The organism is Microbacterium sp. (genome assembly GCF_026393345.1).
Lineage (GTDB): Bacteria > Actinomycetota > Actinomycetes > Actinomycetales > Microbacteriaceae > Microbacterium.
The window spans coordinates 60,783-85,222 of the sequence record NZ_JAPLAI010000036.1; the positions used below are offsets into that span (position 1 = coordinate 60,783).

Sequence of the window (24,440 nt, forward strand, 5' to 3'; positions counted from 1 at the left end):
GGATGCGGGTCACCCCGCGGCCGGCTCCTCCATGGCGGCATGCTGGGCACCGCGGAACCCGAAGACACCCGCGGGGCCGATCGTGCTGCCGGGACCCGGGTAGGTGTGGCCCATGACACTGGCGGCGTTGTTCCCCGCCGCGTAGAGGCCCGGGATGACGCTGCCGTCGTCCCGCAGCACTCGGGCGTGCTCGTCGGTGACGAGGCCGCCCTTCGTGTTGAGGTCGCCGGGGTAGATCTTCAGGGCGGTGAACGGCCCCTGCTCGATCGCGCCGAGGTTGGGGTTCGGACGGGCCAGCGGTGAGCTGTAGTACCGGTCATAGGCGGTGTCGCCGCGCCCGAAGTCATCGTCCTTGCCGCGGCGTGCGAAGCCGTTGAAGCGGGTCACCTCGGCGAGGAACGCGTCCCGGTCGACGCCCATGGCCGCTGCCAGCTCCGGCAGGGTCTCGGCGCGCACGAGCTCGCCCTTCTCGGTCAGCTTCGCCACCGCACCGGGGATCATCAGGGTGGAGTTGAGGAACCGCATCCGGTGCCGGTGGTCCATGACGAGCCACGACGGGATGGCGGGGACGGTGCGATCACGCTCAAGCATGTGATGGCCGAAGTCGATGTATGACTCCGACTCGTTGAGGTAGCGGCGTCCCGACTGGTCGACCACGATGCTCCACGGGTCGGAACGCTCGTTGAGGATGAAGCCGTGCTGATGACTGCCGTCCGTGGTCTGCGCCGTGGCGCCCCACCACGAGTCCTCCATCATCCCCAGCGCACCGCCGACGGCCGCACCCGCGGCGATCCCGTCGCCCTGCTGCCCGAGCGGAGCGCTCGACCAGCCCTCGACCCCCTGGTACTTCAGCCGCCACTCCCGGTTCTGCGCGAACCCGCCGGCGGCGAGCATGACGCCGCGGCGTGCCGTGATGCGCACGTCCCGCCCGTGCCGGGTGACGACGGCGCCGACGACCCGTCCGTCCTCGACGAGGAGTCGTCGCATCGGCGACCGCAGCCACACCGGGGTGCCGCCGCGGAGCACCACGTACAGCAGCGAGGATGCGAGCGCGCCGCCCATGCCGTAGAGCAGCCGGCCGCGGGCGAGCCCACCGAGTGCCCGGAAGACGAACCGGGCGCCGCGGAGGAACCCGCTCACCGACGACCAGGCGCGGGAGAGCAGCCACACGTCATCGGTCATCACCGGGGCCGGGATGCTGACTTTCACGTGCTTCCGCCACGCCCCGAGGCGCCGCATGTCGAACGGCTCCACCTCGACCGCGCGGCCGATGCGGCCGCTCGGCAGATCCGGGTAGTAGTCGGGGTAGTCCGTCGCCATCACCCAGCGCACGCCCTCGTCGGCGAGCGCGGTCATGTACTCCGGGATCCCCTCCACGAACGCGCGCTTGCGTTCCGGGCTGGTCCAGGGCCCCACGTCCCCCACCGTGGCGTCGAGGTATTCCAGCGCGGCGTCGACCGAGTCGTCGACGCCTGCCGCCTTCATCACCGGGTTGTTCGGCATCCACAGCCCGCCGCCGGAGAGCGCCGTCGTACCGCCCCAGGTGTCCTCGCTCTCGACCACGAGGACGTCCATCCCGGCTCGGCGGCCGGCGATGGCCGCGCTGAGGCCCGCGACGCCGCTACCCACCACGAGGTAGTCGACGGTGCGCATCTCCTCCGTCGCCACGTCAGGCCCCCTCGTCGATCAGCTCGAGCAACGCCTTCAGCGCCGCTTCGACGTCGTCGTGGTCGTACTGTCCCGCCCGGCTCTCCGCCGCGATGACCCCGGAGCGGTGCACGCGGCGGAAGTCGCCGTACGGGAACGAGTACGCCTTCTTCGTCTCCGGGTTCTCGTCTCTGTCGACGCCCAGGTGCCAGTGCGCGTACGCGGTCCAGCCCTCCCGCTCGATGAAGTGGTTCTCCTCATCGGGTGTCGGGGCGGCCTCCGACCAGTCGTCCCGCTCATCGCGGACGACCTTCCCGTCGCGGACGAGCGCGCGCGCCTGGCGCAGGGCGGGTTCGTTGAGTTCGATCACCATGCGGCGGATGCTACGCCCGCGGCGTGCTGGAGCGGAACAGCTTGACCGATGATTGTCGGAGAACTACCGCGGGAGCCCCCGCCCGCCTACTGGCGGTAGGACGCGAGGAAGTTGCCCATCCGTTCGATGGCCTCGCTGAGCACCCGGGCCTCGGGCAGGGTGACGACGCGGAGGTGGTCCGGCGTGGGCCAGTTGAACCCGGTCCCGGGCACCAGCAGGATGTGCTCCGAGACGAGCAGGTCGCGCACCAGCTTCTGGTCGTCGTGGATCTCGTGGACCTCGGGATCGAGCCGCGGGAACGCGTACAGCGCACCACGGGGCTTCACGCAGCTGACGCCAGGGATGGATTCGAGGCCCTCCCACGCCGCATCCCGCTGCTCGTGCAGCCGGCCGGTCGGGGCGATGAGCGCGTCGATCGACTGCACCCCGGACAACGCCGCCTGCACCGCGTGCTGGGCGGGGACGTTGGGGCACAGGCGCGTGGAGGCGAGCAGCGTGATCCCCTCGAGGAACCCGGATGCGTGATCCTTGGGCCCGGTGATCACGAGCCATCCCGACCGGTAGCCGGCGACGCGGTAGGTCTTGGACAGACCGTTGAAGGTGAGGCACAGCAGATCGGGCGCAAGGGTGGCGAGCGGGATGTGCTCGGCGTCGTCGAAGAGGATGCGGTCGTAGATCTCGTCCGACAGCAGCAGCAGCGAGTGCTCGCGCGCGAGGTCGACGATCTGCTGCAGCAGCTCGCGGGTGTAGACCGCGCCGGTGGGGTTGTTGGGGTTGATGACGACGATGGCCTTGGTGCGCTCGGTGATCTTGGCGCGGATGTCCTCGATGTCGGGCTGCCACTCGTTCTGCTCGTCGCAGACGTAGTGCACCGGGGTGCCGCCGCCGAGGCTGGTCATCGCGGTCCACAGCGGGTAGTCCGGGGCGGGGATGAGGACCTCGTCGCCCTCGTCGAGGAGTGCCTGCATCGTCATGGTGATCAGCTCCGACACCCCGTTGCCGAGGAACACGTCGTCGGGGGTGAACGCGGGGAATCCGGGCACCTGTTCGTAGCGGTACACCACGGCGCGGCGGGCGGACATGATGCCCTTGCTGTCGCTGTAGCCGTGTGCGGAGGGGACGGCCTCGATCATGTCGCGGACGATCTGGTACGGCGCCTCGAATCCGAACACCGCCGGGTTGCCGGTGTTGAGTTTCAGGATCGTGTGGCCTTCGGCCTCGAGCCGGTCGGCCTCTGCCAGTGCCTCGCCACGGATCTCGTAGAGGACGTCCTTCAGCTTGCGTGACTGGTCGAGGGGGCGCAGCGGGCTCATCGGATCAGGATATCCCCGCCGCACGGAGCCAATCGCCCGCCCGTGGCCTCGTTCCCTGACCCCGAGACTGCTTCTGAGCGCCGAACCAGCGGGGTTACCCCGCAGTCTCGGCGCCCCGATGCAGTCTCGCGGGTGCGGGGCGCTCAGCTGCGGCGGCGCTTGGCGCGGGTGGCGGCGACCACCTGGAAGATGAGCACCCCGACGAGCGCGAGCAGGAACACCGCGGAGGCGATGACGTTCGCCTGCGGCGGGATGCCGCGCTGCGCCGCGACGTACACGTAGACCGGAAAGGTCTGCACCGTGCCGGACGTGAAGTACGTGATGATGAAGTCGTCGAAGCTCAGGCTGAAGGCGAGCAGCGCCGCCGCGATGATGCCGGGCAGGAGCAGCGGGAACGTCACCCGCCAGAAGACCTGGTTCGGTGAGCCGTACAGGTCGCGACCGGCCTCCTCCAGCGCCGGGTCCAGCGACAGCACGCGCGCCCGCACGGTGACCACGACGAAGCTCAGGCAGAACATGGTGTGGGCGATGATGATGGTCACGAGGCCTTTGGCGATCCCGGCGGTGAGGAACTGCGCGGCCAGGCCCGCACCGATCACGACCTCGGGTGTCGCCATCGGCAGGAACAGCAGCAGGCTGATCGCTGACCGCGCCCGGAAGCGGTAGCGCACCAGGGCGATCGCGATCATGGTGCCGAGCACGGTGGCGATGAGCGTCGACGTCCCGCCGACGATGAGGCTGTTCCCGAACGCGACGCACACCTCGGGCTGCTCGCAGACGCTGAGCCAGTTGGCGAGGGTGAAGCCGTTCCAGGTGATGTTGGAGCGCTTGGCGGCGTTGAACGAGAACACGAACGTGTACACGATCGGGATGAGCAGCAGCACGAACGCGACCACGACATACGCCGGCAGCAGCCAGCGACCGAGGCCGATGCGGCGACGGGCCGGGGTAGGCGCCGCGAACGGGGCGGTGGCGGGGGTCGTGGTCACAGCAGGTCGTCCGTTCCCGAGCGGCGGACGTAGAGGCTCACGATCACGACGATGACTGCCATCAGCAGGATGCTGAGCGCGGCGGCCTGCGGATAGTTCACGGTGATGAGGAATTTCGACTGGATGACGTTGCCGATCATGGCGGTCGACGAACTGCCGAGGAACGCCTGGCTCGCGTTCACGTAGTCACCTGCGGCGGGGATGAAGGTCAGCAGCGTCCCGGACACGATGCCCGGAACAGACAGCGGCAGCGTCACCCGCATGAACGTCTGCCGGGGGCTCGCGTACAGGTCGCTCCCCGCCTCGAGGAGGCGCTTGTCCAAGCGGTCGAGCGAGGAGAACAGGGGCAGCGTCATGAACGGGATGAAGTTGTAGGTCAGACCGAACACCACGGCGAACGCGGTGCCGGTGATGTGCCCCTGTGGACCCATCAGGCCGAGGATCTGCAGCGCGGACACCACCGGGCCTTCGTCGGAGAGGATCTGCTTCCACGCCAGCGTCCGCAACAGGAAGGAGATGAAGAAGGGGGCGATCACCAGCACCAGCAGCAGGTTCCGCACCAACAGGTGCTCTCGCAGTCGCACGCCGATGAGGTAGGCGATCGGGTAGCTCACCAGCAGGGCGAAGACGGTGGCGAGCAGCGCGAACCAGAACGAGCGCAGGAACTGCGGCCAGTACTGCGCGATGACGTCGACGTAGTTCTGCCACTGGAAGCCGTAGTCGAAGACGCCGTACTGCTCCGGCACGTTGACCCCGAACGAGGTGAGCAGGAGCGACACGAACGGAACGAGGAAGAACAGCGCAAGGTACGCCAGGCCGGGGGCCAGCAGGGCGAGCGCGATGACCCCGCCACGACGGCGATCGGGCGCCGTGCTCGAAGCGGTGCCGGCCGGCGCGAGGACGGTCAGCGCCACGGTTACGCCGCCTCGCCCGCGGTGCCGGCGGCGATCGTCGCGGTGTCCGCGGTGACGTCCAGCTCGTCGACGGCGGCATCGCGGGCGTCCGCATCCAGTCCGAACGTGTGCTCGCGGTGCCAGGAGACCCACACCTCCGCACCCTCCGCGAAAACCGCACCGAACACGAGGTTCTGCGAGAACACCGCGATCGTGCCGACGCCGGGCACGTCGACGAGGTACTGGGTACTGACGCCGGTGAACGACGCGTCGACGACACGGCCCGGGCCGAGCACGTTCTGGTCGCCGTCGCGTGCCGGCTCCGTGGCGTGGAGCATCAGCTTCTCCGGTCGGACGCCCACGGTGATCCTGCCGCTGCGGGCCACGGCACGATCCACCGGGACCGCGACGACACCGCCGGCGGTGCGGGCGGTGAGCAGGCCTCCCGCCTCGGACTCGACCGTGGCCGGGAGCAGGTTCGACTGGCCGAGGAAGGTGGCGACGAACCCGGTGCGCGGACGCTCGTAGAGCTCCTGCGGGCTTCCCAGCTGCTCGATCCGGCCGCGGTTCATCACCGCGACCGTGTCGGCCATCGTCATGGCCTCCTCCTGGTCATGCGTGACGTGCAGGAAGGTGAGGCCGACCTCGTTCTGGATCGATTTCAGTTCGAGCTGCATCTGGCGGCGGAGCTTCAGGTCCAGTGCGCCGAGCGGTTCGTCCAGCAGCAGGAGCGCCGGCCGGTTCACGATCGCTCGGGCGAGCGCCACCCGCTGCTGTTGGCCGCCGGAGAGCTGCGACGGGCGCCGTCCCGCCACGTGGTCGAGTTCGACCAGGCGGAGCACCTCGTGCGCCTTGGCGGCCGCATCCGTCACGCGGCGCCGCTTGAGCCCGAACAGCACGTTGTCCAGCACCGTCATGTGCGGGAACAGCGCATAGCTTTGGAACACGGTGTTGACGGGCCGCTTGTGCGGGGCGAGACCGGTCACGTCGGTGCCCCCGAGGAGCACCTGTCCCGCAGTGGGCTGCTCGAGCCCTGCCACCAGGCGGAGCGTCGTGGTCTTGCCGCATCCGGACGGGCCCAGCAGGGCGAAGAACGACCCGGCCGGGATCACGAGATCGAGGTCCTCGATCGCTGTGAAGCCGGGGAAGGTCTTGCGGATGCGCCGCAGTTCCAGGTCGGCGCCTGCCGCACCGAAGCCCTGTGCGGTCACGCTCACGCGCCGAGCCCGACGGCTTCGAAGTCGCTGTTGTAGCGCTGCTGCTCCTCGTTGCTGAGCTCACGGAAGATGTGCGCCAGCGAGAGCGTGTCCGCGTCGGGGAAGATGAGCTGGTTGTCGACCATCTCCGGGTCGACCTCGGCCATCGCGTCCTGCGCACCGGCGACCGGGGTGATGTAGTTCACCCACGCGGCCACCTCGGCGGCGACCTCGGGCTGGTAGTAGTAGTCGATCAGCTGTTCGACGTTGGACTTCTGGCTCGACCCGATCGGGATGAGGAAGTTGTCGCTCCACAGCGTGCCGCCGGAATCGGGCAGCGCGAAGCCGAACTTGTCGCCGACCTCGGCGTTGATGGCGGCGATGTCGCCGGACCACACGATCGCGGCGAGCGTGTCCTCGTTCTTGAGGTCGTCGGCGTAGGAGTTGCCCTTGATGTTGCGGATCTGCCCGTCCGAGACCTGCTGGGCGAACACATCAAGCGCATTGGCGAATTCAGCATCCCCCCACCCGTCACCGGAGATGTCGACGCCCTGGCTCAGCATGATGAGACCGATCGTGTCGCGCATCTCGCTCAGCACGCCCACCCGTCCCTTGAGCTCGGGGTTCCAGAGATCCTCCAGCGAGGCCAGGCCGTTCGGGAGCTTCTCCTTGTTCCACGCGAGGCCCGCGAACCCGGACTGCCACGGCAGCGAGTGGGCGCGCCCTGGGTCGAAGCCGGGGTTCTGCAGGCTCGGGACGAGGTTCGCCGTCGCGTTCGGCATCTTCGCCTTGTCGAGCGCCTGCGTGTAGCCGGACGAGATCCAGATGCCGGCCATCCAGTCCGTGAGACAGACGGTGTCCGCGCCGATGTCCTGGCCGAGCGCGAGCTGGTCGCGCACCTTCGCGAAGTAGGTGTTGTTGTCATCGATCGCGACGTCGTAGGTCACGGTCAGACCGGACTGCTCCTCGAAGGCGTCCAGCGTGGGATGGTTGCCGTCGTCGTCCTCGTCGAGGTAGAACGACCAGTTCGCCCAGGTGAGCGTCTTGGAGCTGGCGGAGAGGTCCTCGGCGGCGGAGGCGGATGCGGCGGCTCCCCCGCCGACGCGTCCAGAGCAGGCGGCCAGGAAGGCGGCCATCGACAGCCCGGCGCCGGCGACGAAGGACCGCCGCGTGAGCTGGGCTGCGCGTGCCTGCGCGATGAGCGCCCGCACGGCCGGGTCGGCGGGAAGGGGTCCTCGGGGCATCGGGTTCTCCTCGGGGAGGAATCGGTCGGGCCAGGTGACCCCGATCCTGACACAGCGCTCCTGCCGGACGCCACGGGATCCGTCGTATGAAACAAGGAATTCACACGGATAGATCTGTCCAGCCCTGCCGAAGGCACGGGATCCGAAGTAGCGTGGCCGCATCCGTTCCCACCCCCAGGAGGTGCCGTGCCGGTACGCGGCTCGCTCGACGACACGTCCAAGCGCATCATCGAACAGCTGCAGGCCAACGGCCGTCGTTCCTACGCCGAGATCGGCAAGGCCGTCGGGCTCAGCGAGGCGGCGGTCCGCCAGCGCGTGCAGCGGCTCACGGAGTCCAGCGTGATGCAGGTGGTCGCGGTGACTGACCCGCTGCAGCTCGGCTTCCACCGCCAGGCGATGGTCGGCATCCGGGTCTCGGGCGACGTCCGCACGGTCGCGACGGAACTGGAGCGGATCGAGGCGGTGGACTACCTCGTTCTCACCGCCGGCAGTTTCGACATCCTGGCCGAGGTGGTGTGCGCGTCCGATGCCGATCTGCTCGAGCTGCTGAACACCCGCATCCGCACCCTGCCGGGGGTGCTGTCCTCCGAGACGTTCGTGTACCTGGAGCTGCGCAAGCAGTCCTACGACTGGGGCACGGCCTAGCGCTGCACCCCTGACCGCGAGATCGGTTCTGGGCCCCGAAACCGTGGGTATGACCCAGGGTCTCGGGGCCCAGATGCCGACTCGCGGGGTTACTTCTTCTTCGCGCGGCGCTGGGCGCGGTTCTGGGGAGCGGCGGGGGCGGATGCGGCCGGGCCGGTCTTCTGCCCGAAGCTGCCTCGCGGCGCCTCGGCAGCGGGCTGCTGCGGGACGAGCGGGGCGGCCGCCTGCTTCGCGCGGCCGGTGGCCGCCTTCTGCACCTGTCCGCGGTCGTTGCGCACCTCGACGTCGCCGTCCTCGGTGGGTGCCGAGTACTCGAGCTTCTGCACCTCGACGGTGGGCGCCGCGAGCCCCTTGGCCTCGACCTCGGTGCCGGTCTCGCCCTGACGGCGCACCTCGACCTCGAGGTTGAAGAGGAACCCGACGGCCTCCTCCTTGATCTGTCCCATCATGGCCTGGAACATCTCGTAGCCCTCGCGCTGGTACTCGATGAGCGGATCGCGCTGCGCCATCGCCCGCAGGCCGATGCCGTCCTTGAGGTAGTCCATCTCGTAGAGGTGATCGCGCCAGCGACGGTCGAGCACCTGCAGCACCACGCGCCGCTCGAGCTCGCGCATCGCCTCGGAGCCGAGCTGCTCCTCACGCTTGGCGTAGGCGATCTTCGCGTCGCTCTGCAGCTCGCGCTTGAGGCCCGCGGAGGTGACCCGGCCCTTCTCGCCCGCCTCGGCGACGACCTCGTCGATCGTGACGCCGACGGGGTACACCGTCTTCAGCTCCGCCCACAGCGCGTCGAAGTCCCAGCTCTCGGTGTGCCCGCTGCCGGTCTTCTCGGACACGATCGCATCGATGGCGTCTTCGATGAAGTGCTGGACCCGGTCGGCGATGTCGTCGCCCTGCAGGATGTGGCGGCGGTCGGTGTAGATCGCTTCGCGCTGCCGGTTGAGCACGTCGTCGTACTTCAGCACGTTCTTGCGCATCTCGGCGTTGCGCGCCTCGACCTGCGACTGCGCGCTCTTGATGGCGCGGCTGACCATGCCCGACTCGATCGCGACATCATCGGGGAAATTCGTCCGCGCGAGGATCGCCTCAGCCGCGCCCGACTGGAACAGCCGCATCAGGTCGTCCGTCAGAGACAGGTAGAACCTGCTCTCGCCGGGGTCGCCCTGGCGTCCGGAACGACCACGCAGCTGGTTGTCGATGCGGCGGGACTCGTGGCGCTCGGTGCCGAGCACGTACAGCCCACCGGTCGCGACGACCTTCTCCGCTTCGGCGGCGACCGTCTCACGCACCTTCTCGTAGACGGTCTCCCACTCGGCTTCGTACTCCTCGGGGGTCTCCTCGGGGTCGAGCCCCTTCGCCTTCATCTCCTGCACGGCGAGGAACTCGGCGTTGCCGCCGAGCATGATGTCAGTGCCACGGCCGGCCATGTTGGTCGCGACGGTCACGGCGCCCAGTCGCCCGGCGCGCGCGACGATCTCGGCCTCGCGGGCGTGGTTCTTCGCGTTCAGCACCTCGTGCTTGACGCCCTTCTTGGCCAGCAGCCGCGAGAGGTACTCGCTCTTCTCGACGCTGACGGTACCGACCAGCACGGGCTGCCCGGCCTCGTGACGGGCGGCGATGTCCTCGACGACCTGCTCGAACTTGGCCTGCTCGTTCTTGTAGACGAGGTCGGACTGGTCCTTGCGGATCATCGGACGGTTCGTCGGGATCGGCACGACGCCGAGCTTGTAGGTCGACATGAACTCGGCCGCCTCGGTCTCGGCGGTACCGGTCATGCCGGAGAGCTTGTCGTAGAGCCGGAAGTAGTTCTGCAGGGTGACGGTCGCGAGGGTCTGGTTCTCCGCCTTGACCGGCACGCCCTCCTTCGCCTCGATCGCCTGGTGGATGCCCTCGTTGTAGCGGCGTCCGACCAGGATGCGGCCGGTGTGCTCATCGACGATCATGACCTCGTCGTTCATGACGACGTAGTCGCTGTCGCGCTTGAACAGGGCCAGCGCCTTGATCGAGTTGTTCAGGAACGAGATGAGGGGCGTGTTGGCGGACTCGTAGAGGTTGTCGATGCCGAGGTAGTCCTCGATCTTCTCGATGCCGGGCTCTAGCACGCCGATGGTGCGCTTCTTCTCGTCGACCTCGTAGTCGACGCCCGCCTCGAGCGTCCGGACGATCTTCGCGAACTCGGTGAACCAGCGGTTCGCCTCACCCGACGACGGGCCGGAGATGATGAGGGGTGTGCGCGCCTCGTCGATGAGGATCGAGTCGACCTCGTCGACGATGGCGTAGAAGTGACCGCGCTGGACGAGGTCTTCCTTCCGCCAGGCCATGTTGTCGCGCAGGTAGTCGAACCCGAACTCGTTGTTGGTGCCGTAGGTGATGTCGGCCTCGTACTGGGTGCGGCGCACCTGCGGGGTCTGCCCGGACACGATGGTGCCAGTCGTCATGCCGAGGGCACGGTACACACGGCCCATGAGCTCGGACTGGTAACCGGCGAGGAAGTCGTTCACCGTGATCACGTGCACGCCCTCGCCCGCGATCGCGTTGAGGTACGCGGCGAACGTCGCGGTCAGGGTCTTGCCCTCACCGGTCTTCATCTCGGCGATGTTGCCCATGTGGAGGGCCGCGCCGCCCATGATCTGCACGTCGTAGGGACGCTGACCGAGCGTGCGCTTGGCGGCTTCGCGGACGGCGGCGAAGGCCTCCGGCAGCAGCTGATCGAGGCTCTCCCCCGCGGTGTACCGCGCACGCAACTCCGCGGTCTCGCCGCGCAGCTCGTCGTCCGTGAGGGCGGCGTACTCGTCTTCGAGGGCGTTGACGGCCTTCACGATCTGCTGCAGGCGGCGCAGAAGCCGTCCTTCACCGGCGCGGAGCAGTTTCTCGAGGGGGTTGGCCACAGGGGATCTCCATCCATCGGTCGGCGCGGGCACGCCGGCGCGCACCCGGCACAGCAGGCACACCGCCCCATGTTATCCACCTGTGACCATGAAGTGACCTGGATGCGGCCCGCGTTCGCTGCCAGCGAGCCGTTCTCCCCGTCGGGCCCCGTAGCTATGCTCGGAAGACATATACCCGGTATCCCGAAGGAGACGCATGTCGGTCCGCCAGAGCCTGTGCGCGATCCTCACCCTCGGTCCCTGCTACGGCTACCAGTTGCGGGCCGAGTACGCCCGGCGCACGGGAGCCGCGCGCACGCTCAACGTGGGGCAGATCTACAACACCCTGGAGCGGCTGGAACGGGACGGACTCGTGGAGACCGGCGAAACCGATGCGCAGGGACACGTCTATTACGCCGTCACCGACGCCGGCCGATCGGAGACCACCCGCTGGTTCGCCACCGCGTCGCCCGACCTCGACCTCGACGAACTGGCGGCGAAGGTCGCCCTCGCCGCCACCCTGCCCGGCACCGATACCGGGGCCGTGATCGCCGCCGAACGCGCCGCTACGCACACTCCCCCGCCGCCCGGCGACGACGGCGACCCGGTGGGGTCCGAGCGACTCGCACGCGAGCTCGCGCACGCGGCGGTCGCGACGGCGGTGCAGGCGCGGCGGGACTGGCTGGATGCGGCAGAGCGCATGCTCCGGCAGCATCCGGCCGAGGCTGTGCCGCTGGCTCCGTCGCGGCCGCGCCGCGGGCGTCCGACGCGGGTCGCCTGACGGGTCCCCGCCCAGCCCGACACGCCTAGGATCGTTGCATGGCTGGACTGTGGGGCAAACGCAAACGCGAGCAGCAAGCGCAGGTCGATGCGCAGGATGCGGACCTGGCTCGGCGCGCGCAGCAGAGCCTCGTCGCCGCGGACGAACGGATCCGCACCACGACGCAGGAGTTGGCCTTCGCCGAGGCGGAGCTGGGCGAGAAGGCGACGAGGGACGTCCGCGAGGCGCTGATCGCCGTCCGCACCCACCTGGCCGAAGCCTTCCACCTGCACCAGCTGAACCACGACGAGATCCCCGACACCCCGGAGGAGCTGCGCACCCGTAACGCCCGCATCGTGCAGTTGTGCGAGTGGGCGGAGGAGCTGCTCGACGACCGCACCTCCGCGCTGGCAGATCAGATCGCCCGCATCCGGCGCGCGCCCGAGGTTCTGGCGGGCGTTCGCCGGGATGCGCAGCGGCTGCGGGAGCGGATCCCTACGGCACGCGACATCGTCGAACGCCTCGCCGTCCGGTACGCCGACAGTGCGCTGCGCCAGGTGTCGAGCAACCCGGACGAAGCCGAGCAGGTGCTGGGCTTCGCGGAGCACAGCGCCGACGTGTCCGAGCGTCGACGCGCGGCGGGGCGGGCCGAAGAGGCGAATCTCGCCCTGGAGGCGGCGACGGAGTCGGTACGCCGGGCGGAGAACATGCTCGACGCGGTGGAAGACTTCGAGATCGAGGCGCTACGCGCCGAATCGACGCTCGCCGACGTCATCGCGGACTCCCGCGGCGACCTCGTCGCGGTCCGCGACGTGCCGGCGTCCCCCGAGGTGACCGCGGCCGCCGTACGCCTGGAGGAGGCGCTCGCCTCCCTCGCCCCCGCCGGCAGCAAGAACGACCCGTTCGCGGAGCTCTCACGCCTCCGCGAAGCGAACACCGCACTGGACGCGGTCGTGGCCAAGGCCCGCGCCCGGGCGGAGCGGCCACTGCCGAGCGTGCAGCTCGTGCGCCATGCCGTCGACGACGCCGACCGGCAGATCGCCGTCGCGCGAAGCCTCATCGACGGTCATCGCGGCTGGATCGGCGCCGACGCGCGAACGCGCCTGGCGGAGGCGCAGCGGGTGCGGGCCGATATCGACCAGCTCCCGCCGGTCGATGACTCACGGGAAGAGGCGCTCCCCCTCGCCCGCCGGGCGAGCGAACTGGCGAGCGAGGCCCTGCGCCTGGCGCAGCGCGACATCGACTCCTCCCGCCCGCCCCGCGATGACGGCTGGGGCGGCGGCTACGGCGGCCGCCGGGGCGGAATGGGCGGCGGCGACATCATGGGCGGGCTCATCGGCGGCGCCCTCCTCGGCGGGCTGCTCGGCGACATGTTCGACTGAACCTCGACCCCCGATGCGATGACAGAGGGGGGATGCCGTGAGACGCGGCATCCCCCCTCTGTCTGTTCGGCTCAGGAAGCCAGTGCGTTCGGCTGTGCCTGGGTGGTGAGGGAGATGACGCCGTAGTCCCAGCCCTTGCGCCGGTAGACCACGCTCGGGTGGTCGGTGCGGGCGTCGATGAACAGGAAGAAGTCGTGGCCGACCAGCTCCATCCGGTCGACGGCCTCCTCGACGGTCATCCACTCCGCACCGAAGTCCTTCGTGCGGATGACGACCGGGGTGTAGTCCTGCTCTTCCTCGGCGGCGGCGACCACCGGGATCTCGCCGGTGGCGACGGCCGCCAACACCTCGACGGATGCCGGCTGCACATCGATGCCGGTGAGCTCACCGGTGCCCTTGGCGTAGTGGGCGCCCCGGGGATGGTTGCGGGCATCGACGCGCTTCTGCTTCGCGCGACGGATCTGCTCGCACAGCTTGTCGACGGCGAGATCGAGAGCGGTGAACTTGTCCCCGTCCACCGCCTCGGCGCGGACGATGGGAATCCCCTTGCCGGTGAGCGTCAGCTCGACCGTGGAATCCTCCTGGTGCCCGTTGTGATAGGCGCGGTGGGTGACCTTCACATCGAGCCGTTCCGCGCGTGGCGCGATGTTCTCGATGCGGGTGGACTTCTCCTCGACCACGGTGCGGAAACGTTCGGTGATACCGACGCCCACGCCGACGATGCTGGTTTCCATCCTTGACCTCCTTGTTCCGGTCCACCCGGTCAAGGGCGGACCATGTCGCCTTGGTGACCCCACCGTAACCCGCGCCGATCGAACTGTCACGGGGGGATGCGTTTCGTGACGGAACAGGCTATGACGCGCGCGCACCACCGGTGTCGGCCCGGCGCGGGGTGGCGGCGACCGTGACGGCGCACACGACCTCCGCGCCCGCCGCGCGCAGGGCCCGGTAGGCCTCGGACAGGGTGGCGCCGGTGGTGACCACGTCGTCGACGAGGACGACCCTGACCCCGGGTACGGGGGGCGCGGCAAGGCTGTCGCGGACGTTCCCGGCACGCGCCACGCGGCCGAGCCCACGCTGGTCGACCGTGGCGCGGACGGGCCGCAGCAGCCGTGTCACCGGCAGGCGCGCGCGGCGCATCAGCAGTTCCCCGACGTGGTAGCCGCGCCGGCGGAACGCGGCACGCGAGCTGGGCACCGGGACGAAGTGGACGGGCCCGACGATGCCGGCCGCGACGACGGCCGCGGCGAGCGCCTCCCCCAGCGCCCGCGCGAGGCCCGTGCGACCGTCCTGTTTCAGCTCGCGCAGCACCCGGGCGGGCACCTGCTCAAACCACAACGCGCTCGTCACCCGCATCCCGCACGGGAGCGTCCGCGTCACGGGGTGCGGCTGCAGCTGGGTCTCGCAGCGGCGGCAGAGCGGCGGCCCCGGCTCCCCGCATCCGGCGCACTCGACCGGGAGCAGGAGTGCCAGCACCTCCTGCAACGCCTCGTACCCCCTCGCCATCCTCGGATCGTGGCACCCCAGGATGGCGACGCGGCGGGGGGCGATGCCTCCGGGGACGAGGGTGGGGAGACCGGATGCTGGGGAGGAGAGATCAGTCCGTACTGCCCTGCTGCACCGCCAGCACCGACACCTCGGACGAGACCTGCACCCAGGTGGACGATCGGCGCACGTACAGCGACCCGTCGGTGGCGAGCACGCGAGCGCTGCCGACCACGTTCGACCCCGCGAGCCACGCCGCGCCGGCCGGCGCGCTGAGCACGTCGGCCGCGCCACCGATGGGCACCTCCGTGTACACCGGGTCGGGGCCGGAGACGACCGCGCCGAGCACGGCGTCGTCGAGCCAGCCCACGTCGTCCCCGTCGCCGGGGAGGACCGCCAGCACCTGCGGGTCGCTCAACCCGCTGGGGGTGCCGCGCGCGTCACGGGCGACCCCCGCGACCGCGAGGACGGAGCGACCCCCGAACGCGAGAACGGCCGCCATGCGCGTGCCGTCACGGGAGATCTGCATCGACGAGATGCGCGCGGCCCCCGACCAAGCCCCGCCGAGTGTGAGCACATCCCCGTCGGCCGTGGCGACCTGCACGTCGCCGGGAGCGCCCGACGGAACGCTCCAGACCGCCCCGGTGGGATCGATCGTCGGATCGAGCAGGCCGGCACGGCGATCGACCACGGTGACCGTGCCGTCGGACAGCACGCGGGCGACGGTCCCGTCGGGGAGCCGGACCGCGGCGGAGGCCAGGTCTGGCGCGGTCTGAACCGCCACCGGGGCGAGCTGCTCGATCGCCTCCGACAGTCCGGGGATCTCGGTGAGCTCCCCGGAAACCAGGAAACCGAACCCGTCGGGCGTGAGCACGAGCGCGCGCGCATCCACCTTGGTGGACACGGTCGTGAGGCGCTGCGCCTCCAACATGGTGCCGTCCACCAGCAGCTCCACCGTGGTCACCCCGGCGGTGCTGAGGCTCGCCGACAGCTGCGTCTGCATCCGATCGAGTGTGAGGTCGTCCACCGCCAGTGCTTGTTCGCTCAGCTCGGCCTGCGCGACCCCGGCGCCGCTGACCGGCACGGCCGGGATGAGGTCCACGGTCTCTGGGAACGCGGTGACGACCGAGTCGGCGAGCCACTCGACCGGCGCGCCGTTCACGAGCGCGGAGGCGATCCGGCCCGCCGCGTTCAGGGTCGGGAACCAGCGCACGTCGGGGACGAGGTAGTTCCACGTCGGGTCGAAGTACATCAGGCGGTACGAGTGGAACACGCTGTTGAAGAGGTCCTCGTCCATGACGAGGCCGGCGGGGGCTTCCGTGATGCGCCACTGACCGTCGTCCTGCTGGGCGAGGCGGTACCCCAGCGGGGTCTCGCCACCCTCGGTGAGGCTGTAGGTGCCGGCCGCGTCGACCGTGCCGACCGGGGTGGTCGTCAGCACCACCGAGGTCCCGTCGTCGCTGGCGGCGTACTCCCGCTCCGCGAAGGCGTCCACGATGACGCCCGCCTGCGGCGCCCAGTCCGAGCGGAAGTCCGGCGAGAGGAACATCTGGGCGATCGCCCACCCGTCCTCGGGGCTGGATGCGGCCGTGATGAAGCCGTCGACGATCTGCTGTGGCGACGCTCCCGGTTGCGGACCGTCCGGGCGGAAGTCGAGTGAGGGCTGATCGGCGTCTGCCGCCGCGGTGCGGCCGGCCTGCACCGGCCCGCTGGTGGGAAGCCCCGCGCAGCCTGCGAGCGCGCACAGCACCGCACTCAGGGCGATGACTCGCATCAGCCGCTTCATGCGCGCCCCCCGGTGTCGGTGCGCGCGCCGTCACGATCGGGCACGCCGATGGGCTGGGTCATGCCCAGGTCTTCGGTCGCCGCGTCCCCCGGGTCTACCGGCACGGGCGGGACCAGGGTCGTCGAGCCGGCACGGCGCGGCAGGGTGAGCACGAAGTTGCTGCCGCGACCCGGGGCCGACCACACGCTCAGCGTGCCGCCGTGCAGCCGGGCATCGCCGAGCGCGATCGAGAGGCCGAGCCCGGTGCCACCGATCGTGCGCTTCCGGGACGGGTCGGCCCGCCAGAACCGGTCGAACACCCGCTCGGTGTCCTCCTCACGCATGCCGAGGCCGAAGTCCCGCACGCCCAGGGCGACCGCATCCTGATCGCTGTCGACCGTGACGACCACGGGCCGTCCCTCCCCATGTTCGATGGCGTTGCCGAGCAGGTTGCGCACCACCCGGCGCACGCGACGCGGGTCCATGTCGACCGGGGAATATCCCCCGGGCGCGACGACCCGCACCTCGATGCCGTGCTGCGCGGCCAGCTCCTGCATGGACGCGACGACGTCCTCGGCGAGATGGGCGAGGCTGGTCGGTTCGATCTCCAGCTGCACGGAGCCGGCGTCGTAGCGGCTGATCTCGAGCAGGTCGGTCAGCAGCACCTCGAACCGCTGCACCTGGGCGTACAGCAGTTCCGCGGCGCGGCCGGCGACCGGGTTGAGCTCCGCGCGGTGGTCGTTGATGACGTCCGCAGCCAGCCGGATCGTGGTCAGCGGGGTGCGCAACTCGTGCGAGACGTCGGAGACGAATCGCTGCTGCACGAGCGACAGGTCCGCCAGTTCCTTGATCTGGGTCTGGATGCTGTCGGCCATCGCGTTGAACGATCGCCCGAGGATCGCGAGCTCGTCGTCACCGTGGATGTCGACGCGCACGTCGAGCCGCCCGGCGGCGAGCTGGGCGCTGGTGAGCGCGGCCTGCCCGATGGGCGCGGTGATGGAGCGCACCACGATCCAGGAGATCGCCCCGATGATGAGGATCAGCGCGATCCCCACGAACCAGAGCGTCCCCTGCACGAAGCCGAGCGTCTGCGCCGCCGCGCCCAGGTCGTAGGCGATGTACAGCTCGTAGGCGCCGACGCCGGGCACGGTCACCTGCTGGCCGACCACGATGCCGGGGACGCGCGCCCCCCGGTCGTCGGTCAGCTCGATCGACTGCCACCACTGCAGGTCGGCCGCGCTCGCTACCTTGGTGCGGAGCTCGTCGGAGACCTCACGGTCCCAGTCGCCGCCGAGCGCGAACGGCACGGGAGCGTTCGCGGACGGGCTCGAATCCACCCGGAGCATGGCGATGCGGTCGGAGCTGGAGAGTCGGTTGAGGGTCGAGGCGACGCTCGTGAAGACGTTGCGCACCTGCGCGGTGTCGGTCTGCACCGACGAGTCGAGGGTCTCCTGCGCGGCGGCCGTGGCGCGCGCGGCGTCATCGAGCGCTTCCGTCCGCCGCGACTGGAACAGGTCGTTCTGGATGGCGAGCGCCATCCAGACCCACGCGACGAGGATCGCGAGGCTCGAGCAGACCACCGTCACCACGACGGTGCGGAAGCGGAGCGAGCGCAGCCACAGCCGGGCGACCTGTTCCGGCCACCGCCGCCAGGAGCGCAGCCACCGGATGAAGGCGGCACGACGGCGCAGGGCCGACGTCATCGGTCACACCACGGCGCCGGCGCGGTAGCCCACGCCCCGCACCGTCGTCACGATCCGCGGGTTGTCCGGGTCGGGCTCGACCTTGGCGCGCAGTCGCTGCACGTGCACGTTGACGAGCCGCGTGTCGGCCTTGTAGTGATAGCCCCACACCTGTTCCAGCAGCATCTCCCGCGAGAACACCTGCTGCGGCTTGGAGGCGAGAGCGACCAGCAGCTCGAACTCGAGCGGGGTCAGCGCGATCGGCTGGTCGCCCCGACGCACCTCATGGGCCAGCACGTCGACGGTGAGGTCTCCGATGCGCAGGTTCTCGCCCGGATCGGTCGGCGCCGGACGCAGCCGGGTGCGGATGCGGGCGACGAGCTCCTTCGGATTGAAGGGCTTCACGATGTAGTCGTCGGCACCGGATTCGAGCCCCCGGACGACGTCGGCCGTGTCGGTGCGCGCGGTGAGCATGATGATCGGGATACCGGATTCCGCGCGGATGCGGGTGCAGATCTCGATGCCGTCCATGCCGGGGAGCATGAGGTCGAGCAGGATGAGGTCGGGACGGCCGGTGCGGAACGCCTCCAGGGCGGCGTCGCCGTCGGCGCAGAACACCGCCTCGAACCCTTCGGCTTCCAGCACGATGCCGATCATCTCGGCGAGCGCTGTGTCGTCGTCGACCACGAGGATTCGTGATGTCATGTAACGCGTCTTCCTTTGCGTCCGTGCGCCGCGTCCCCGGGTGAGGAACACCGGCGGCACCCCTGACACAGCGTAGACCACGGGTCCCGCGGGGGCGGTGTGCCACGATAGACGCGAGCCGACGAGTCCTCGAGGAGGCAGCCGTGACCGCGTACCCGTCCTGGACCCCGGCGCCGCGGCCGGGCATCGTCCCGCTGCATCCGCTGCCGTTCGGCACGATTCTCGGCCGCTCGTTCGCGTCGCTGCGACGGAATCCGCGGGTGCTCCTCGGATTCGGGGTGACCGTGCAGGCCGTGGCCTTCCTCATCCTGATCCTCGCGACCGGCGGGGTGTCGTGGGCGGCGTTCTCCCGTCTTGCGACCGTCCCCGTCGGCAGCGACGACTATGAGACCGTGCTCGCCGGGTCGGTGGCGATCACGATCATCGTCGGACTCGTGTTCACGATCGCCGCGACCGCGCTGACCGTGGTGGTGCAGGGCGTGGTCGTCGCCGATGTGGCGCACGGCGTGGTCGCCGAGAAGCTGGGCCTTCGCGCGCTGTGGCAGCGGGTGCGGCCCGCCATCTGGCGGCTGCTGGGTTACACCCTGCTGACGACCCTCGCGGTGCTGGTGGTGCTGGGCGTCGTGGGTGGCGGGATCGCCCTCATCGGCTTCTCGCTGAGCGGCCCGCTCGGCATCGGCGTCGCCGTTGTCCTCACGCTCCTGGCCGCGCTGGCGCTGATCCCGCTCTCGCTGTGGCTGTCGACCAAACTGTGCCTCGTGCCCGCCGTTCTCGTGCTCGAGCACGCGACCGTGTTCGGGGCGATCGCACGATCCTGGCGCCTGGTGCGGGGGCGGTTCTGGGCCGCGCTGGGTGTCATCGTCATCGTGCAGGCGGCGTTCTCGGTCATCGCGCAGGTCGTCTCGGTGCCGTTCTCGCTGCTGAGCAGCATCCTTCCCGCGGTGCTCGCCCCGACCGGCGACCCCGATGTCGCCACCGTGATCGCGGCGCTCGGCGGCTCGGTGCTGGCGCAGGCCGTGACCCTGCTGGTGCAAGCGGTCGCCGTCATCGTGCTCGCCACGGCGACCACCCTGCTGTACGTGGATGCCCGGATGCGGAAGGAAGGGCTGGACCTCGATCTCTCGTCGTACGTCGAGCAGCGCCAGGCCGGCGCGGGGGCTGCGGACCCGTACTCCTGGCACATCGGCCACGACCGCGCGCCGACCGCCGCGCCCTCCTGGCCGGCACCCCCGGCGCCCACGGCGGTCGTGCCCACGCCGCCCGCCCCGCCCGCTCCCGCGCCGCCGGCCGGAGATGTCGCTCCGCCGGAGCCGACCCGTTGGGCTCCCCCGGGCGGGTCCGTGTGACCGACGTCGATCCGCTCACCCCGGACGCTGACCAGGCCCGCCGCTGGGTCGAGCAGGAGCTGTCCGATCCCGCGTACGCGCAGGCCGAGCCGACGCCCGTCGACCGGATCGCCCGCGCCATCGGCGAGGCGATCGGGCGCCTGTTCCAGGGCGGATCCGGGGACGGCTGGGGATCCACGCTCGCGATCGTCGCCGTCGTCGTCCTGGTGGCGGTCATCGTCGTCGCCCTCCTCGTGTGGGGTAGGCCCCGCCTTCCCCACCGGTACGCGGAGGGGCCGGACACTCTGTTCGGCGCGACGGAAGGCCCTGACGCCGCAGCCTTGCGCCGGGACGCCGAGGCACACGCGGACGCCGGGCGGTGGGAGGCGGCCATCGCCGACCGGATGCGGGCGCTCGCGCGCTCCCTCGCCGACCGCGGCGCCGTCGAGACACCGCCGGGAGCCACCGTGCACGGATTCGCCCGCCGCGCGGGTGAGGTGTTCCCCGTCGCGGCCGTCCGCCTGGAAGAGGCCGCATCCGCGTTCGACGACGTGCGCTATCTCCGCCGACCCGGCACGGCGGCGGCGTACCGGCTGGTGCGCACGCTCGACGAGGACCTCGCGCTCGCGACGGTCGCCACCGCGGAACCACGATGACCACCGTCGGCACACGACCACGACCACGACTGCGGCGCGCAGGAGCGTGGATGCTCGTGATCGTCGTCCTCCTCGGCGTGGGGACCGTGGGCGGCGTCCTCGCCGGGTTCGGGGAATGGACGCAACGCGCGCCGCTCGATCAGGACTCCGCGGGCCCGGATGGGGCGCGGGCGCTCGCGCGGACGCTGACAGCCCACGGCGTCGAGGTGTCCGTGGTGCGCTCGCTCACCGACGCGGAGGCCGTCGGCGGCACCCTCGTCGTCGGCGATACCGCGCCCCTGTCGGATGATCAGGTGGACCGGCTCGCGGATCGTGGCGACGACGTGGTCTTCGTCGAGCCCGGAGCCCGCGACGCCCGGGTGCTCTTCGGTGCCGAGACCGCGGGATTCGGCTCCACCGAGCCCGTCCCCGCGGACTGCGCGCTGGCGGCGGCGGAGCGCGCCGGCGCCGTTGCGGTGGGCGCCCTGTTCACGGCAGGAACGGCGAGCACCGCCTGCTACCCGGTCGATGACGGGTTCGGGCTCCTGCTCCGCGAGCGCGACGGGGGTCGCGTCGCGCTCCTGGACGGCACCCTCCTGTTCCCGAACGCGCAGCTCACGGCGGACGGCAACGCCGCCCTCGGCCTGAACCTGCTGGGTCGGAACGATCACGTGGTGTGGTTCGTCCCCTCCCTCGCGGATGCCGAGCCGGGTGACGCGGCCAGCCTCGGTGAACTCACACCGGCGTGGGTGACGCCCGCCATCCTGCTGCTCGTCTCGGCCGCGGCGGCCGCGGCTCTCTGGCGGGGGCGGCGGTTCGGCCCGCTCGTGACCGAGCGGCTGCCGGTCAGCGTCCGGGCGGGCGAGACCACCCGGGGCCGGGCGCTGCTGTACGCCCGCTCGCGGGACGCCGCGCATGCCGGGGTACTGCTGCGCTCGGGCGCGCACCGCCGGCTGGCTCGCCGGCTCGCTCTCGTGGGGGCGCCGGTCGACCTCGTCGCCGCGCGCCTGGCGACCCGCCTGCAGCGCGACGAAATGTCGGTGCTCGCCGCCCTGGCGGGCCCCCCGCCCGGCGGAGACCGCGAGCTCGCGCAGCTTGCCGCAGCCCTGGACGAACTGGAAGCGGCGCTGGCCGCCGCCCTGGAAGGAGAGTCATGACCGAATCCCCCGACGAGCTGCGCGAGGTGATGCACCGGGTGCGCCTCGAGATCGGTAAGGCCGTGATCGGTCAGGACGGCGTCGTGACCGGGCTGCTGGTGGCACTCCTCGCCCGCGGCCATGTGCTGCTGGAGGGCGTGCCCGGGGTGGCGAAGACGCTGCTCGTGCGCGCGTTCAGCCGCACCCTGGGCCTGGAGACCCGTCGACTGCAGTTCACCCCCGACCTCATGCCGGGCGATGTGACCGGGTCGCTGGTGTACGACGCCTCCGCGGCCGGGTTCGAGTTCCGTGAGGGCCCCGTGTTCACCCAGGTGCTCCTGGCCGACGAGATCAACCGCACGCCGCCGAAGACGCAGTCCGCGCTGCTGGAGGCGATGGAGGAGCGTCAGGTCTCCGCCGACGGGGTCACCCGGCCGCTCCCGACGCCGTTCCTCGTCGCGGCGACGCAGAACCCGATCGAGCACGAGGGCACGTACGACCTGCCCGAAGCGCAGCTGGACCGGTTCCTGCTGAAGCTCACGGTCGACGTGCCCGGCCGCGACGCGGAGATCGCGGTGCTGCGCCGTCACGCCGACGGCTTCGACCCGCGGGTGCTGGACGCCCTGCAGCCGGTCGCGGATGCGGAGACCATTCGCGCCGCCCAGGCCGCCGCCGCATCCGTCGCGGTCACCGACGACGTGCTCGCGTACGTCGTCGATCTCGCCCGCGCGACCCGGGAGGCGCCGTCCGTGCAGCTCGGGGCGAGTCCCCGCGCGGCGACCGCGCTGCTCGCGGCGGCGAAGGCCTGGGCCTGGTTGGGCGGCTACCCCGCCATCACCCCCGATCACGTGCAGACGATGCTCGTGCCGACCTGGCGCCACCGCATCCGGGTGCGCCCGGAGGGACTCATCGAGGGCGTGAGCGGCGACGGCATCCTCACCGCCGTGGTGCGCCAGACCCCCGTCCCCCGCTGACGATGTACGTCACCGGCCGGCTCCCCCTCCTCGTCGCCCTCGGCGTCGTGCCCGTGGTGCTGCTCACCGCGGCGGGGGTCGACCCATGGCTGACCGCGGCCGGGTGGGCGGTGCTGTGCCTGGCGCTGACGATCGGCGATGCCGCGGCGGCCGCCGATCCGCGACGGCTGCACGTCGAACGGCGGGGTCCGGCGCGCGCCAGGCGGGACGAGGACGTGACGACGTCGCTGCTCCTTCGCAACGACGGCCCGCGCCTCCTCCGCGGTCTCGTGCGCGACGCCTGGCAGCCCACCGCCGGGGCGCCGACCCGGCGGCTGCCGGTGACGGTTCCATCCGGCGAGCGCCGCGAGGTCGTCGTGCCGCTGCGGCCCCGCCGGCGCGGCGAGCTGCGAAGCGGGTTCATCGTCGTACGCTCCCTGGGCCCGCTCGGCGTCGCCGGACGGCAATCCGTGCGGGCCGCTCCGGGCAGCATCCGGGTGCTTCCGCCGTTCACCTCGCGGCGGCATCTGCCGTCGCGGCTCGCTCGCCTCCGGGAGCTCGACGGGTCGACGAGCGTGCAGATGCGGGGTCCGGGGACGGAGTTCGACAGTCTGCGGGAGTATGTCCGCGGTGACGATGTGCGCGCGATCGACTGGCGCGCCACCGCCCGCGCCGGAACGACGATGCTGCGCACCTGGCGGCCCGAGCGCGACCGGCAGGTGGTGATCGTCGTCGACACCGGGCGGACGAGCGCCGCGCGGGTCGGCGACGGCGTGCGACTGGATGCGGCCATGGAGGCGGCACTTCTCCTCGGCGCCGTCGCCTCGGCGGCGGGCGACCACGTGCATCTGCTGCTGATGGACCGGGTGGTCCGCGGGCGGGTCAGCGGCATCGACGGCACGGCGCTGCTCCCGGCGATGGTGGAGGCCCTGGCACCCGTGGAACCGCAGCTGATCGACACCGGGTGGGACGCCGTGGTGTCACAGGTGCGACGGCTCACCACCCGGCCCGCGCTCGTGGTGCTCCTCACCGCGCAGGATGACCCGGACTCGTCCCGCAGCTTCCTCGCCGCGCTCGCCCCGCTGACCGCGCGCACCCGCGTGCTCGTGGCGAGCGCGACGGCGGACGACACCGCATCCGCCCGCGCCCGCTCCGGCCCTCGGCGGGCGGACCGCCGCTCGACCGAGGACGCGTACGCTGCCGCGGCGGCGGAACGCAGCCGGCAGGATGCGGAGGCCGTTGCCGCCGCGATCGGCCGCGCCGGCGCGGTCGCCGTCACCGACGATGTGGAGGCCCTCCCGCCGCGCGTGGCCGACCACTATCTGGCGCTGAAGGCCCGCGGCCTGCTCTGACCCGCGTCCCGGTTCGCGTCTTCGGGTGGCAATTCCATCGGCATCCCGGCTGCGCGCGGGCGTTTGGGTGGCAGTTCCGGCGGCATCCCACCACGC

General features: G+C 71.0%; 21 protein-coding genes. 8 read left to right on the forward strand and 13 right to left on the reverse strand.

Annotation, left to right across the window (positions count from 1 at the left end; genetic code table 11):
- Window positions 1-9: 9 nt before the first annotated feature.
- The 7 genes from NT132_RS05555 to NT132_RS05585 all read right to left on the reverse strand — a co-directional run bounded on the left by NT132_RS05555 (window position 10) and on the right by NT132_RS05585 (window position 7,655).
- A complete protein-coding gene (locus NT132_RS05555) occupies window positions 10-1,668 on the reverse strand; it encodes an FAD-dependent oxidoreductase (protein WP_297786046.1) in 1,659 nt (552 codons plus the stop codon).
- Window position 1,669: 1 nt separating this feature from the next.
- Entirely contained in the window at window positions 1,670-2,020 is a 351-nt protein-coding gene (locus NT132_RS05560) for a hypothetical protein (RefSeq protein WP_297786049.1), read from the reverse strand.
- An 86-nt stretch (window positions 2,021-2,106) separates the two neighbouring features.
- Window positions 2,107-3,333, reverse strand: coding sequence for a pyridoxal phosphate-dependent aminotransferase (locus NT132_RS05565; RefSeq protein ID WP_297786052.1), 1,227 nt, complete (start codon window positions 3,331-3,333; stop codon window positions 2,107-2,109).
- 143 nt (window positions 3,334-3,476) lie between these two features.
- Entirely contained in the window at window positions 3,477-4,265 is a 789-nt protein-coding gene (locus tag NT132_RS05570; RefSeq protein WP_297786155.1) for an ABC transporter permease, read from the reverse strand.
- Between the two features lie 53 nt (window positions 4,266-4,318).
- Window positions 4,319-5,236, reverse strand: coding sequence for an ABC transporter permease (locus NT132_RS05575; protein WP_297786055.1), 918 nt, complete (start codon window positions 5,234-5,236; stop codon window positions 4,319-4,321).
- A 2-nt stretch (window positions 5,237-5,238) separates the two neighbouring features.
- Window positions 5,239-6,432, reverse strand: a complete 1,194-nt coding sequence (locus NT132_RS05580; protein ID WP_297786057.1) for an ABC transporter ATP-binding protein — start codon at window positions 6,430-6,432, stop codon at window positions 5,239-5,241.
- Window positions 6,429-7,655 carry a spermidine/putrescine ABC transporter substrate-binding protein gene (locus tag NT132_RS05585; RefSeq protein WP_297786060.1) on the reverse strand — a complete coding sequence of 409 codons (1,227 nt, stop codon included), beginning with the start codon at window positions 7,653-7,655 and terminating at the stop codon, window positions 6,429-6,431. Before NT132_RS05585 ends, NT132_RS05580 begins: the two co-directional genes overlap by 4 nt.
- Before the next feature lie 186 nt (window positions 7,656-7,841).
- Here NT132_RS05585 and NT132_RS05590 point away from each other — a divergent pair, with 186 nt between their 5' ends.
- Window positions 7,842-8,300, forward strand: a complete 459-nt coding sequence (locus NT132_RS05590; protein WP_297786063.1) for an Lrp/AsnC family transcriptional regulator — start codon at window positions 7,842-7,844, stop codon at window positions 8,298-8,300.
- An 89-nt stretch (window positions 8,301-8,389) separates the two neighbouring features.
- On the opposite strand, the gene secA is transcribed toward NT132_RS05590, so the two are convergent.
- A complete protein-coding gene (gene secA / locus NT132_RS05595) occupies window positions 8,390-11,185 on the reverse strand; it encodes a preprotein translocase subunit SecA (protein ID WP_297786066.1) in 2,796 nt (931 codons plus the stop codon).
- Between the two features lie 196 nt (window positions 11,186-11,381).
- Here secA and NT132_RS05600 point away from each other — a divergent pair, with 196 nt between their 5' ends.
- Together NT132_RS05600 and NT132_RS05605 are read left to right on the forward strand one after the other, a co-directional pair.
- Complete coding sequence (locus NT132_RS05600) at window positions 11,382-11,945, forward strand: PadR family transcriptional regulator (protein WP_297786069.1); 564 nt, start codon at window positions 11,382-11,384, stop codon at window positions 11,943-11,945.
- Between the two features lie 38 nt (window positions 11,946-11,983).
- Window positions 11,984-13,306: a hypothetical protein gene (locus NT132_RS05605; protein WP_297786072.1), complete on the forward strand. Its 1,323-nt coding sequence runs from the start codon at window positions 11,984-11,986 to the stop codon at window positions 13,304-13,306.
- Window positions 13,307-13,377: 71 nt separating this feature from the next.
- Here NT132_RS05605 and raiA read toward each other — a convergent pair whose 3' ends face one another.
- The 5 genes from raiA to mtrA form a co-directional block, all read right to left on the reverse strand.
- Window positions 13,378-14,040 (reverse strand): ribosome-associated translation inhibitor RaiA, encoded by a 663-nt coding sequence (gene raiA / locus NT132_RS05610; protein ID WP_297786075.1) that lies wholly within the window; start codon window positions 14,038-14,040, stop codon window positions 13,378-13,380.
- A 118-nt stretch (window positions 14,041-14,158) separates the two neighbouring features.
- A complete protein-coding gene (locus NT132_RS05615) occupies window positions 14,159-14,812 on the reverse strand; it encodes a ComF family protein (RefSeq protein WP_297786078.1) in 654 nt (217 codons plus the stop codon).
- Window positions 14,813-14,903: 91 nt separating this feature from the next.
- Window positions 14,904-16,565, reverse strand: coding sequence for an LpqB family beta-propeller domain-containing protein (locus NT132_RS05620; protein ID WP_297786081.1), 1,662 nt, complete (start codon window positions 16,563-16,565; stop codon window positions 14,904-14,906).
- A gap of 8 nt (window positions 16,566-16,573) precedes the next feature.
- On the reverse strand, window positions 16,574-18,259 hold the full coding sequence (gene mtrB, locus NT132_RS05625) for an MtrAB system histidine kinase MtrB (protein ID WP_297786084.1): 1,686 nt from the start codon (window positions 18,257-18,259) through the stop codon (window positions 16,574-16,576).
- A 3-nt stretch (window positions 18,260-18,262) separates the two neighbouring features.
- Window positions 18,263-18,943 carry an MtrAB system response regulator MtrA gene (mtrA, locus tag NT132_RS05630; RefSeq protein WP_297786087.1) on the reverse strand — a complete coding sequence of 227 codons (681 nt, stop codon included), beginning with the start codon at window positions 18,941-18,943 and terminating at the stop codon, window positions 18,263-18,265.
- A gap of 143 nt (window positions 18,944-19,086) precedes the next feature.
- On the opposite strand from mtrA, the gene NT132_RS05635 reads away from it, so the two are divergent.
- The 5 genes from NT132_RS05635 to NT132_RS05655 are packed head-to-tail and all read left to right on the forward strand — an operon-like array spanning window position 19,087 to window position 24,344.
- Window positions 19,087-20,289 (forward strand): hypothetical protein, encoded by a 1,203-nt coding sequence (locus tag NT132_RS05635; RefSeq protein ID WP_297786091.1) that lies wholly within the window; start codon window positions 19,087-19,089, stop codon window positions 20,287-20,289.
- Window positions 20,286-20,924 (forward strand): DUF4129 domain-containing protein, encoded by a 639-nt coding sequence (locus tag NT132_RS05640; RefSeq protein ID WP_297786094.1) that lies wholly within the window; start codon window positions 20,286-20,288, stop codon window positions 20,922-20,924. Before NT132_RS05635 ends, NT132_RS05640 begins: the two co-directional genes overlap by 4 nt.
- Window positions 20,925-20,974: 50 nt before the next feature.
- Window positions 20,975-22,060, forward strand: coding sequence for a DUF4350 domain-containing protein (locus tag NT132_RS05645; protein ID WP_297786097.1), 1,086 nt, complete (start codon window positions 20,975-20,977; stop codon window positions 22,058-22,060).
- Window positions 22,057-23,013, forward strand: coding sequence for an AAA family ATPase (locus tag NT132_RS05650; RefSeq protein ID WP_297786100.1), 957 nt, complete (start codon window positions 22,057-22,059; stop codon window positions 23,011-23,013). The genes NT132_RS05645 and NT132_RS05650 overlap by 4 nt, the downstream gene beginning before the upstream one ends.
- A gap of 2 nt (window positions 23,014-23,015) precedes the next feature.
- Window positions 23,016-24,344, forward strand: a complete 1,329-nt coding sequence (locus tag NT132_RS05655) for a DUF58 domain-containing protein (protein WP_297786103.1) — start codon at window positions 23,016-23,018, stop codon at window positions 24,342-24,344.
- Window positions 24,345-24,440 lie beyond the last annotated feature (96 nt).